This is a genomic window from Stenotrophomonas sp. STEN038 (genome assembly GCF_056759895.1).
Genome location: NZ_JBRRDW010000005.1, coordinates 76739 through 89699, shown reverse-complemented (window position 1 = coordinate 89699; position 12961 = coordinate 76739). Strand labels below are relative to the sequence as shown.

8 protein-coding genes are annotated in these 12961 nt (G+C 62.1%); 3 read left to right on the top strand and 5 right to left on the bottom strand.

Features of this window, described 5'->3' with window-relative positions; translation table 11 throughout:
* Window positions 1-65: 65 nt before the first annotated feature.
* Together ACVOLS_RS03395 and ACVOLS_RS03390 are read right to left on the bottom strand one after the other, a co-directional pair.
* The gene (locus tag ACVOLS_RS03395) at window positions 66-1055 is read right to left on the bottom strand and encodes a hypothetical protein (RefSeq protein WP_481544486.1); all 990 of its coding nucleotides are present in this window, start codon (window positions 1053-1055) and stop codon (window positions 66-68) included.
* A 269-nt stretch (window positions 1056-1324) separates the two neighbouring features.
* Window positions 1325-1882 (bottom strand): single-stranded DNA-binding protein, encoded by a 558-nt coding sequence (locus ACVOLS_RS03390; protein WP_481536257.1) that lies wholly within the window; start codon window positions 1880-1882, stop codon window positions 1325-1327.
* Between the two features lie 287 nt (window positions 1883-2169).
* Here ACVOLS_RS03390 and ACVOLS_RS03385 point away from each other — a divergent pair, with 287 nt between their 5' ends.
* Window positions 2170-3201, top strand: coding sequence for a LacI family DNA-binding transcriptional regulator (locus ACVOLS_RS03385; protein WP_481544485.1), 1032 nt, complete (start codon window positions 2170-2172; stop codon window positions 3199-3201).
* Between the two features lie 32 nt (window positions 3202-3233).
* Here ACVOLS_RS03385 and ACVOLS_RS03380 read toward each other — a convergent pair whose 3' ends face one another.
* The 3 genes from ACVOLS_RS03380 to ACVOLS_RS03370 all read right to left on the bottom strand — a co-directional run bounded on the left by ACVOLS_RS03380 (window position 3234) and on the right by ACVOLS_RS03370 (window position 7096).
* Window positions 3234-3614 carry an SseB family protein gene (locus ACVOLS_RS03380; protein WP_481544484.1) on the bottom strand — a complete coding sequence of 127 codons (381 nt, stop codon included), beginning with the start codon at window positions 3612-3614 and terminating at the stop codon, window positions 3234-3236.
* Between the two features lie 285 nt (window positions 3615-3899).
* Window positions 3900-5615: an alpha-amylase family glycosyl hydrolase gene (locus ACVOLS_RS03375; protein WP_481544483.1), complete on the bottom strand. Its 1716-nt coding sequence runs from the start codon at window positions 5613-5615 to the stop codon at window positions 3900-3902.
* Window positions 5615-7096 (bottom strand): MFS transporter, encoded by a 1482-nt coding sequence (locus ACVOLS_RS03370; RefSeq protein WP_481544482.1) that lies wholly within the window; start codon window positions 7094-7096, stop codon window positions 5615-5617. The genes ACVOLS_RS03375 and ACVOLS_RS03370 overlap by 1 nt, the downstream gene beginning before the upstream one ends.
* A gap of 210 nt (window positions 7097-7306) precedes the next feature.
* Between ACVOLS_RS03370 and ACVOLS_RS03365 the strand changes: the two genes are divergently transcribed.
* Both ACVOLS_RS03365 and ACVOLS_RS03360 read left to right on the top strand, forming a co-directional pair.
* Window positions 7307-9373 carry a glycoside hydrolase family 97 protein gene (locus tag ACVOLS_RS03365; RefSeq protein ID WP_481544481.1) on the top strand — a complete coding sequence of 689 codons (2067 nt, stop codon included), beginning with the start codon at window positions 7307-7309 and terminating at the stop codon, window positions 9371-9373.
* A 332-nt stretch (window positions 9374-9705) separates the two neighbouring features.
* Window positions 9706-12486: a TonB-dependent receptor gene (locus ACVOLS_RS03360; protein ID WP_481544480.1), complete on the top strand. Its 2781-nt coding sequence runs from the start codon at window positions 9706-9708 to the stop codon at window positions 12484-12486.
* Window positions 12487-12961 lie beyond the last annotated feature (475 nt).

Here is a 12961-nt window from a genome sequence, read left to right as displayed (position 1 = left end):
CCCCGCCAGCAGCGGAGGCCTGCCGTAGCAGAATCCAGCCCTGCTCAGATACAGACCTTAGCGCTTTATGCCTTATCAGCCGCAGCCAGACGATAGGCATCATGCAGCATGCCGACGAAGACCTGCCGCTGTCCCGCATCCAGCACCACTGATTCCCGAAACCGGTCAACAGAGCCAGCCCAATCGTCCAGGGCATCATCGTTGTAGATCGCCTGATACGTATCCCATGCACCCGCGGCCCGCAGGTATAGCGTCTGCGCAAACAGCTCCAGCGACTCCCCATTCGAGAGTTTCAGCGGCCTGCTGGTCTGGGTGTGACTCAGCACCTGCCGCAGCACCTGGTCGTCATTGAGTTGCGATGCCCATACATGGCCATTCAGATGCTGGCGAACGAACTCCAGAATCCCGGCATGATCATCAGCCAGCCCATGAGCATAGATATCGTCTGGCAGCCGCAGATGACGCCCGTCGAACAGCCACTTGACCACCAGCGTGGCCACCGGTTTCACCGTGTTATGCACGTTGGCCTGATCGAACTCGTGGTGCCCCATGAACTGGCGATCCTGCACGATGCTCACCTGGATTGTCTCCACCCGCTGCTTTCTGGGGCAGAACCAAAGCTTCAGCTCCACGTCCGCGCCAAGCGGCTTCTGAAACAACTGGGTATCGGTATACGTGTCCACGTTCCCATCGAAGAACGCCATGCACTCGTCAAAGCCGGCATCCGGCCCTACGAAACCATCCCAGAACCCAGCAGGCAACGCGACATTACCCTTCGGCTTGCGTGAGAACAGCAGCACGGACTGCAGGTGGCAAAGCAAGCCACCGCGCGGGCCGACTACCGGCGGATAGAAGCGGTCGTTGATGATGTCGAACCCGAAGTAGTACTCCATCTCATGGCGCTTGTCCTTGACGCTCTTGGTGCCCTGATTCGCAGTGACGGACACCGGCGGCTTGCCGATTCCGTGCTGCTCGAACCAATCCACGAGCAGTGGATCGCTGCCTTTGGCACCAACCAGACTTACAAGATCAGAAACATGCATGGCGTCTTCCATGAGACCTCAACTTGCGTGGATTATGGCAGGCCGCATGGTGGTGGGCGCTTTCATGACCAAACATCCTCATCGCCCGGAATCGGACTCGCCGCAATTTTCGATTATCCAATCGAACAAAAATCTGGAAGGTGGCTAACGAACCGGAAACCTCTCATTTTTCATGACATTGGAGTATTGGGGGTAAACCACTCATTACTTTCCCCGAACTGAAGAACAAAAAAAGCCATGCAATGCATGGCTTTTTCTAAAACGAACGCGTCGAGTAGCGATCAGAACGGGATATCGTCGTCGGCGAAGTCGTCCATCGGCGGAGCCGACTGCTGCTGCGGCGGAGCCTGGCGCTGCTGCTGACGCTGACCGCCGCCGTAGCCGCCACCGCCGCCCTGGTCCTGGTTACCGTAACCGCCCTGGCCGCCGCCCTGCTGCTGGCGCGGGGCCGACTGGCGCTGCGGACGATCGCCGCCCATGCCACCGCCACCACCGCCGCCTTCACCACGGCCGCCGAGCATCTGCATTTCGTTGGCGACGATATCGGTGGTGTACTTCTCCACACCGTCCTGGCCGGTGTACTTGTCGTAGCGCAGTTCGCCTTCGACGTAGACCGAGCTGCCCTTGCGCAGGTATTCACCGGCGATCTCGCCGAGCTTGCCGAAGAACACCACGCGGTGCCACTCGGTGCGCTCCTGCTGGTTGCCATCACGGTCCTTGCGCACGCTGGTGGTCGCCAGGCTGATGCGGGTGATCGCCATGCCGGCCTGGGTGTACTTGGTGTCCGGGTCGTTGCCGAGGTTGCCGACGAGGATGACTTTATTGATGCCGCGGGCCATAGGTTCCTACTCTTCCGTTGGGGTCCACCCGCCGGATGCGGGCAATAGCCCACGTATTATATCTGTCCGGCGGCAGATAGCAGCCAATCCTTGCAGCCCTTGCGGCGTAAGGCTTGCGCTGGCCCTGCCGCTGATCCGGCCGGCTGCTGGGGCTCTCCGAACCCGGCCTCGGCAGCACGCCTGCCAGCCCAAAGGAGGCCTGCCAGACGGTGGATCCCAGACCTGGTCCGCCCGGTTCCGACGGCCACATGGCATGATGCCTGACGTCGTTCAGATTGCTGGTCAAGATGGTCATCAAGGGCAAAGCCACCTCATTGGATATCGCGCACATGGCCGGCGTCTCGCAGCCGACGGTGTCGCGTGCGCTGCGTGGCAGCCCGATGGTCAATGCCGAAACCCGCCAGCGCATCCTCGATATCGCCCGTCAGCTGAACTACAAGGTCGACAAGAACGCCTCCAGCCTGCGCTGCCAGCAGTCCGGTACGTTGGCGCTGCTGTTCTTCGAGGACCCTACCAACGATGACTCGCTGATCAACCCCTTCTTCCATTCGATGCTGGGTTCGATCACCCGCGCCTGTGCGCTGAAGGGGCTGGACCTGCTGGTCTCGTTCCAGCAGCTGTCCAGCGACTGGCATGCCGACTTCGAGGACAGCAACAAGGCCGACGGCATCATCCTGCTCGGCTATGGCGACTACCACGAGTCGGTTGAGCGGCTGCAGCGGCTGGTGGAGCAAGGCACCCATTTCGTGCGTTGGGGTGCAGCCTTGCCGGGCCAGCCCGGCGTATCGATCGGCAGCGACAACTTCCAGGGCGGCTTTGATATCAGCGCGCATCTGCTTGAACAAGGCCGCCAGCGCATCGCGTTCCTCGGCCATGCATCCAGCCACTACCCCGAGTTCGAAGAGCGCTACCGCGGCCATGTAGAAGCCTTGGCCGCAAGCGGTTTGAAGGCAGATCCGACGCTGCAGCATGACGCCATCACCACCGAGGACTCCGGCCACGCCGCCTGCATCGCCCTGCTCGACAGCGGCAAGGACTTCGATGCGATCTGCGCGGCCAGCGACCTGATCGCGATTGGTGCCTTGCGCGCCCTGCGCGAGCGTGGCGTACGCGTGCCGCAGGACATCGCGGTGACCGGCTTTGACGATATTCCTTTGGCGGCATCGGTATCGCCGCCACTGACCACGGTGCAACAGGACACCAAGCAGGCAGGTCAGCTGCTGGTCGACAAGCTGCTGAGCCTGATTGCCGGCGAGCCAGTGGAAGGCCTCACCATTCCGGTGAAGCTGGTGGTGCGGGAATCATCGCTTGGCGTGTGATTCGCGCAGCAAGTGCTCCCGCATGCCTTGGCTCAGCTGAAATCCTTGAGGACTTCACCCACACCTGCCGGTGAGATCTCAAAGCCCAGTGGCGTACCGGGGTTGATCACCACGCCGTAGCCACCGGGCACGCGGCGCAGCACCTCCAGCATCAGCATGCGGATGTTGTGCGGCGCCTGCTGTTGGTGGAAGCCAACCCGCGCCATGTCGGTGAACACCGCCACATGCAGCACACCCTGCTTGTCGAACAGCAGCGGATCGAAACCACTGCCGTCAGGCGTGACCAGGCTGCCGGTCAGCAACACCACCTCGGAGGCGACGAAGGCCTGCATGAAGGCGCGGATCGGCAGTTTGCCGTCCATTGCCGTCTGCAACAGGGTTTCGATGGGGGTTTGCGGGGGGAGCTGGTTCATACGGTGCCGCCGGGGATGCTTGGGGGCGGATTGTAGCGGGTGGGGCTTGGAGAGTCGCAGAGGCTGGTGCAGAAGCAAGAGTTCCCCCTCCCCGGCCCTCCCCTTGCCCTCGGCAAAGGGAGGGAGACAAGCAAAGCCTTCCGCACAGCGATCTGCTCCCTCCCTTTTGCGTAGCAAAGGGGAGGGTTGGGGAGGGGTGCTTTTGGAGCGAGGCGTGATTAGCCAGCTAAAGCTGCCCTCACCCCAACCCCTCTCCCGCAGGCGGGAGAGGGGCTTAAGCAGGCATTACTTCGCTAACCGACTATCCCGCGCCATCTGATCCGCCATAGCAGCATCCAACTGCGCACGTAGCTCCGGCTGCGCCACCTGCCCTTCCAGCACAAACACCTTGACGCCATGCGCAGGCACTTCTGTCTTCAGCGAACTCTTCACCTTCAAAGAACCGCCACCCAATAGATCCTGCCATTGCCCGGCCTGCAGGTAACGACGCACCTCGAACGAACGTGCAGCATCACCCTTGTTCAGCAGCACCAGCGCCGTCTGCGCGGTATCACCATGCTGCAGCACACGGTAGAAAACCGCCTCATCGCCCTGCAATCGCTCGTTTACCTGCAAGCCGCGCTGCAACGCAGGCGTTGCCTCACGCAATTTGGCAATGCGCTGAAGCGGCGCGAAGATCGGGCTCTGGTCTGCTTCATCCACCCGCTGCTGACCGAAGTAGGCACGATTACCCGCATGCTCGGCGCGGCCGCGCATGAAGCCGGTTTCCGAGCCGTAATAGAGCACCGGAATCCCGCGTGCTGTGAACAACCAGTTGTGCGCGTCGATGAAACCGGCATCGCTGGCATCCAGACGCGCCATGTCATGGTTGTCGTAGAAACTCATCAACGCATACGGATTGGCATACGGGCCGCCGCTCAGATGCAGCGGTTCGGCCAGCGCTTCAAAGCCTTTCTGCTCCTTGCCGAATACCGACGACATTGCACCGCGCAGCGGGAAATCCAGCACGCTGACGTTGGCGTTCGCCGGCCAGGTGTGCTCGGCAATCTTCGCTGCGTCGTAGTCGAAAGCTTCGCCGAACATGAACATGCCCGGGTGCTCGGCGCGGATGCGGTTTACGAATTCATGCCACCACGGATGCGGCAGCCAGCCGATGGTATCGATGCGCAAGGCATCCACGCCCTGCGCGGTCCACTGCAGGTAGGCGCCTACCAGGTAATCCATCACTGCCGGATTGTGCTCGTTGAAATCCGACAGCTCAGCGAGGTTGCCGTCGAAAATAGAGCCCTTGCTGCCATCGACCGGGCCGATGTTGTTGTAGAACGCGTGCAACGGGTTGTGCTTGGGATCAAGCTTGTCTGGGGCAAGGTTCTGATGGTCGGCGATCAACTTGCCGTCCTTGTCGAATATCTGCCCGAACTGCGGCTGCCGCTTGGGCATGGTCCAGGCTGGCGAACCGTGGTTGCCGACGATATCCAGCACCACTTTCAGCTTGGCGTCGTGCAGGCCTTTCGTCAGGCCTGCGAAATCCAGGTCTGCGCTGGGCAGGTGCTCATCCAGCTTGTAGAAATTGATGCCCCAATAACCGTGATAGCCGGTCTTGCCGCGGTCAGTCAGGGTGCTGGTGCAGCTTATCGGCTTGCTGCCGGTGAAAGCCTGATCGGGGTTGTCGATGATCGGCGTGATCCACACCGCGCCAAAGCCGAGCTGGCGGATGTAGTCGGCGTTGTTCAACACGCCCTTGAAGTCGCCGCCGAGGTAGCCGATGTTGCCGTCGATCTTGTCCGGGCACGGCACCGGGATATCGAAGGTGCGGTTTTCGCCGCCCTGGTCGCGATGGTCGTTGCTGGTATCGCCATTGACGAAACGGTCGGTGACCACGAAGTACACCGCATCACTGGCAAATGGCTCGGTGGTGCCGATGTAATCCGGCCTTTCATCAGCCAAAGAAGAACCTGCCACCACTGCCAGACAAATCGCTACCGCCAAACGACTACGCATCACACCACCTCCTGTTGCGACGGAACCCGCAGTACGAACAATCCAGCCACGAACAGGCTGCAACCACCCAGCACCAGCACGTGGATGGGATCGCCACCCAACCAGTTGCGCAGGGCAAAGCCCAAGGCGCTGGCGGCAACCAGCTGCGGGATCACGATGAAGAAATTGAAAATGCCCATGTAAACGCCCATTTTCGCCGCCGGCACGCTGTCCGACAGCAGCGCGTATGGCAGCGACAGGATCGAGGCCCAGGCAAAGCCGACGCCGACCATCGACAGCAACAGCCAATGCGGGTCCTTGATCAGCATCAGCGAGATCAAACCCAACCCGCCCAGCCACAGATTGACCAGATGGCTCCAGCGCAGGCCGATGGCACGCACCATCAGCGGGATGACCAATGCCGCCACGGCGGCGAAGCCGTTGTAGGCACCGAACAACACACCTACCCAGTTCGCGCCTTCGTTGTAGGCAGCAGACTGCGTGTCGGTGGAACCGAAGTGCGTGCCAGCCACCGCTGCGGTGGTGTAGATCCACATCGCAAACAACGCGAACCAGGAGAAGAACTGCACCCAGGCCAAGCGCCGCATCGTGCCCGGCATGCTGCGCAGGTCGTCGACGATGGTGGCCAGCATATGCGTGCCGGGCAGCACCCGCGCCACGCCGAGCAGCAGGCCGTAGCTGGCACACAGGCCGGCCAGCACGTAGAGCATGCGGTCGCCTTGGCACCAGGCTATCAACACTGCCAGCAACACACCCAGACCCAGCCACAGGCCAATCTGGCTCCACTGCGGCAAGCCGCCGACGCGTTGCGTCGAATGCACAGCGGACGGCTCCGCATCATCGAAGCCGGCCAGCTCGGCCGGTGAATACTCGCGCGTGCTGAACACCGTCCAGCTCATCGCCAGCAGCAGCACCGCCGCGCCGAAGTAGAAGGCATAACGCACCGTATCCGGCACTTCACCCGGTCCCGCGGTATTGGCCACGCCGAAATGGGCAAGGATGAAGGGCAGGAAGCTGGCCACCACCGCGCCCACGCCGATGAAGAAACTCTGCATCGAAAAACCGGCTGGGCGTTGCTTTGGCGACAACTGGTCACCGACAAAGGCGCGGAACGGCTCCATCGAGATATTGATCGAGGCGTCCAGCACCCACAGCGTGCCGGCGGCGATCCACAGCGTCGGCGAGTTGGGCATGACCAGCAGCGCAAGCGTGGTCAACACCGCGCCGATCATGAAGTAGGGGCGGCGGCGGCCCCAGCGCGTCCAGGTGCGGTCGGACAGATAGCCGATCACCGGCTGCACCAGCAGCCCGGTCAGCGGTGCGGCAATCCACAGCCCCGGCACCGCATCCATCGGCGCACCCAGCGTTTCAAAGATACGGCTGGCATTGGCGTTCTGCAGCGCGAAGCCGAACTGGATACCCAGGAAGCCAAAACACATGTTCCAGATCTGCCAGAACGACAGCTGCGGTTTGCTATTCATCAAGCGCTTCCCCCCTCCGGGAATCACGGATGCGATGTTGGGCGCGGATGCGCTGCAGCCATGGTAGAGGGCGCACCTGTGATCTGCACCGCTGTTGCATACGTATTCAATGCGGCATTGCCCCCACAGTGGCCTCGACCGGGGAATAGTGGCGCCACGTGCCAACCCTGAAGGGCGGCGCGCCGACCAGAACCCGGAGTTGAGACCCGCATGGCTGATACACGCCCCACCCCTGCCCGCCTGTCGCTGAAGGCCGCGTTCGCGCTGCTGCTGGTCAGCTGCCTGCCGGCCCACGCTGCCGATCTGGCGCGCGTTACCTCCCCCGACAAGCAGCTTGTCGTGGTCGTCGAATCCCAGCACGAAGGCCGGCCTTCGTACCGCGTTGAACGCGATGGCCAAGCAGTGATCGCACCGTCGCGGCTGGGCATGCTGCTTGGCGACGGCCGTCTGGAGCGTAATGTCGCCCTGACCGGACAGTCGCAACGCAGCTTCGATGAAACCTGGGAGCAGCCCTGGGGCGAGCGCCGCCTGACACGCAACCATTACAACGAACTGCGCGCCAGCTTCACCGAGAAGCCCGGCGCCGGCCGCAACTACGAGCGCCGTTTTGACGTGGTGTTCCGCGTCTATGACGACGGCATCGGCTTCCGCTACGAATTCCCGCAGCAGGCCGGCATGAAGCAGGCGCAGATCCACGCCGAGCTGACCGAGTTCGCGCTGGCGCGCCCGGCCACCGCCTGGTGGATTCCCGCCTTCGAGTGGAACCGCGAGGAATACCTGTACCACCAGACCCCGTTGAAGGAAGTCGGCACCGCGCAGACCCCATTGACCCTGCGCAGCGACAACGGCCTGCATATCTCCATCCACGAAGCCGCGTTGGTCGACTACGCCGGCATGAACCTGGCCCGTGGTGATGGCGACATCCTGCGCGCAACGCTCACACCGTCCAGCAGCGGTGCGCCGGTCGTGCGCACCCTGCCCTTCAACACCCCGTGGCGCACCATCACCATCGGCGAGAAGGCCGGCGATCTGGCCGAATCCAGCCTCATCCTCAACCTCAACGAGCCCAACGCCATCGGCGATGTGAGCTGGTTCAAGCCGGCCAAATATGCCGGCGTGTGGTGGTCGCTGCACCTGGAGACCGAGACCTGGGCGACCGGTCCCAAACACGGCGCCACCACCGAGAACACCCGCCGTTACATCGACTTCGCCGCCGCCAATGGCTTCCGTGGCGTGCTGGTGGAAGGCTGGAACATCGGCTGGGATGGTGACTGGTTCGCCAACGGCGAGGCCTTCGACTTCACCCGCGCTACCCCGGATTTCGACCTGCCGCGCCTTGCCAGCTACGCCGCCGGCAAGGGCGTGCACCTGATCGGCCACCACGAAACCGCCTGCGCGGTCAGCCATTACGAACGCCAGCTGCCCGCCGCGCTGGACCTGTATGCGCGCAACGGCGTGGATGTGATCAAGACCGGCTACGTCTGCGATGCCGGTGACATCCACCGCCAGGATCAGGTCGATGGCCCGATCACCCGTGAATGGCACGAAGGCCAGTGGATGAGCAACCACAACCTGCGCGTACTGCAGCAGGCCGCCGCCAAGCACATCGCGATCAACTCACACGAGCCGATCAAGGACACCGGCCTGCGCCGCACCTACCCGAACTGGGTATCGCGCGAGGGCGCACGTGGCATGGAGTTCAACGCCTGGGGCAACCCGCCCAACCCGCCGGGCCATGAAGCCACGCTGGTGTTCACCCGCATGCTGGGCGGGCCGATGGACTACACCCCCGGCATCGTCAGCCTGAAGGGCCGCAACGGCCTGGCCCTGCGCAGCACCCTGGCCAAGCAGCTGGCCTTGTACGTGGTGCTGTACAGCCCGGTGCAGATGGTCGCCGACCTGCCCGAGCACTACGCCCAGCACCCGGACGCCTTCCAGTTCATCAAGGATGTGGCGGTGGATTGGGAGGAAAGCCATGTGCTCAATGGCGAGGTTGGCCAGTACGTGACGTTTGCGCGCAAAGCGCGCGGCAGCGAGGAATGGTTTGTCGGCAGCGTTGGCAGCGAGAAGCCGCAGGCGCTGGATGTGGCCTTGTCGTTCCTGACCCCGGGCAAGCGTTACCGCGCGGAGATCTACCGCGATGGTGAAGGCGCGAACTGGGAGACGGCACCGTTTGCGTTTGTCCGTGAGACGCGGGTGGTGGGCAGTGGCGACCGCATCAAGCTGCAGCTGGGGTCTGGCGGTGGCGCTGCAGTGCGGTTTGTGCCGGTGGAGTAAGCACCCGGCGTCCTGGAGGCTTTGCTTTGATGCCGTCATTCCTGCGCAGGCGGGAATGACGGCAAGAACAAACGCCGAAACCCGAACCAAAGCGATTACCGCCGGTACGGACCGACGGCGTGAAGACAGAACCGCCGCAGAAAGCGTTTTCACCCCTATCTGCCGCCGCAAAGCCCCATTGAATACGTATGCAGCCCAGCGCCACGGGCTTGCCCGCTGATTACCATGCGAGTCAGTCGCAAGCAGCAAAAAAACAGCGATGCATCCCCCACCCAAAAAAATACGGGGGAGCACAAAAAACAACCAAACGACATCACCTGGGAGAGGGGAGTATGTTGAACACCAAGCGCAATCTGCTGAGCGTTGCACTGGCCTCAGCCATCACATTGACTGCCACCGGCGTGCACGCACAGACCGTGGACGACGAGACCAAAGCGAAAGCCAAGGCCGAAGCTGTCGACCTGGACACCGTCACCGTCACCGGCATCCGCCGCGGCATCGAGAGCGCGATCTCGGTCAAGCGTGACTCGTCCTCGATCGTGGAAGCCATTTCGGCCGAAGACATCGGCAAGCTGCCGGACGTCAGCATCGCCGAATCCATCGCCCGCCTGCCCGGCCTGGCCGCCCAGCGCGTTGCCGGCCGCGCCCAGGCCATCAGCGTGCGCGGCCTGTCGCCCGACTTCGCCACCACCCTGCTCAATGGCCGCGAAATGGTCAGCACCGGCGACAACCGCTCGGTGGAATTCGACCAGTACCCGTCCGAGCTGATCAGCGGCGTCACCGTGTACAAGACCCCCGACGCAGGCCTGGTCGGCCAGGGCCTGTCCGGCACCCTGGACATGCAGACCGTGCGCCCGCTCAGCTACAGCGAGCGCGTCATCGCCGTCAGCGGCCGCTACCAGAAGAACTCGCTGGGCGAAGCCGCTGGCGAAGATCCGTACGGCAACCGTCTCAACTTCAGCTATGTCGACAAGTTCGCCGACAACACCATCGGCCTGGCCATCGGCATCTCCCACTCGGAAATGTCCAAGCAGGAAAACCAGGTCGGCCTGTACGAGCCGTGGCAGGCCATCGGCGACAACTGGCGCCCGGGCGTGGCTGCCGGCACCTTCTATTCCGACGGCATCAAGGCGTTGCGCCGTACCGGCAATTCCAAGCGCGATGGCGTGATGGCGACCCTGCAGTTCCGGCCGAACAACAGCTGGACCAGCACGCTGGATACCTTCTATACCAAGGCCAAGGAACACGACACCGCCAACCAGATGGAAATCCATCTGGGCGACTTCAACGGCACCAATGATCCGGACAAGATCCGCCTGGACGTCACCGACGTGGTCGTGAACGGCAATGGAAGCTTTGTCAGCGGCACGGCACACAACGTTTATCCGCTGATCCGCGGCATGTACAACAACCGCGAAGACACGATCAAAGCTGTCGGCTGGAACAACGAATTCACCTTCGGCGATGTCCGCGTGGTGGCCGACGTCAGCTGGTCCAAGGCCGAGCGTGATGAGCTGAACCTCGAGAACAACCTGCAGTTGCTGCCGGCGCCGATGCTGGACTCGGTGAAATTGAATTTCGGCGGCGGCAAGTTCCCGCAGTTCACGCCGGGCTTTGATTATTCGGACTACACCAAGCTCTACCTGACCAACACCATCTATGGTTCCGGCTACGGCAAGACGCCGCATGTCGACGATGAATTGAAGGGCTTCAAGCTGGCAGCCACCTTCCCGGTGCCGGATGGCTTCAGCTGGTTCTCCGACTTCGACGTCGGCATGAACTACGCGGATCGCAGCAAGAACAAGACCCAGGCCGAGGGCAACATCAACCTCGGCGCACAAGGCATCACCAGCATTGCCGCCGACCTGCAGTACAAGCCGGTCAACCTCGGCTTTGCCGGCGCCGGCTACATCCCGGCCTGGAACGTGCCTGCTGCAGTTGGCCGCTACATGACGTTCAACCCGACCACCACCGAGAGCTACCTGATCCCGAAGCAATGGACGGTGGACGAGAAGATCACCACCACCTTCCTGCGTGCCAACATCAGCACCCAGATCGGCTCGATCCCGGTGCGCGGTAATGTCGGCATCCAGGCCCAGCATGTTGACCAGTCCTCGCGCTCCAACTACTGGGATGGTTCGCAGCCGGTTGGCAGCCAGGTCATTCCGATCAACGCCGGCAAGAAATATCTGGACTTCCTGCCGAGCTTGAACCTGGCCTTCGAACTGCCGGCCGAGAACACCATCCGTTTCGCCGTGGCCCGTCAGGTCGCGCGTCCGCGCGTCGATGAACTGCGCGCCTCGATGGAGTTCGGCATGGACACCAACAACGGTAAGCCCGGCTCCAGCGGCGGCAACCCGACCCTGGATCCGTGGGTAGCCAACGCAGTTGACCTGTCCTGGGAAAAGTACTTCGGCAACAAGGCCTATGTGGCCGCCGCGGTGTTCTACAAGGATCTGAAGAGCTACATCTACACCGAGAAGCGTGACGGCTACGATTTCACCAACCAGGTAGCCGAGTGGCTGAAGGTTGGCACCAATGCAGCCCAGCTGAAGGTTCCAGCGCAGTCGATCGGTTACTACACCGCACCCTTCAACGGCACCGGTGGCAGCCTGCGCGGTGCCGAATTGACCGCCTCGTTGCCGCTGGACCTGTTCTCCGACGCCCTGCGTGGCTTCGGTGTGGTGGCCAGCGCCAGCTTCAACGACAGCGACATCATGATCAAGCCGGATCCGGCCAACACCTCCAGTGTGGGCAGCGAGCCGATCATGCTGCCGGGCCTGTCCAAGCGCGTTTACAACTTCACTGCTTACTACGAGAACAGCGGATTTGAAGTGCGTTTGAACCAGCGCAAGCGTTCGGACTTCATCGGCGAGATCGGCAACTTCAACGGCGCCCGCACCCTGCGTTATGTCAAGGGTGAGGATGTGCTGGATGCACAGGTGGGTTACAGCTTCGACGACGGCAAGATGTTCAAGGGCCTGAGCCTGTTCCTGCAGGCCAGCAACCTGACCAACTCCAAGTACGAAACCTATGCCGGCACCAAGGACCGTCCGCTGGAAACCGTGGAATGGGGCCGCACTTACCAAGTGGGTGTGAACTACAAGTTCTGATTGGTTCTGGTTGGAAGTGCATTGGAGGCCCGCTGCTTTTGCAGCGGGCCTTTTGCGTTGTAAACAGTCCTGGCGTTTTCCGTATTCCAGAAGGAATTTGCCGAAATTTGTTGCAACCAAAGCATTGGCTGACTAGTTGTGGTTGTGGTTGTGGTTGTGGTTGTGGCTGTTGCTGTGGCTGTTGCTGTGGCTGTTGTGATGATGACTGTGGTTGTTGTTGCTGTTGTTGTTGAAGTTATGCCCCCATTCCCGCGCAGGCGGGAATCGCTCTGGCCTTTGGCTCTTGGCTCTTGGCACTTGGCACTTGGCTCTTGGATTTTGGCTGTTGGCTCTTGGCTCGTGGGTCTTGGCTCTTGGCTTTTGGCACTTGGCTCTTTGCTTTCCCTTCTCCCGCCTGCGGGGGAAGGTGCCCGTAGGGCGGATGGGGGGAGCTCTGGCTCTGGCTCTGGCTTTGGTTTTGGTTTTGGGCTTTGGC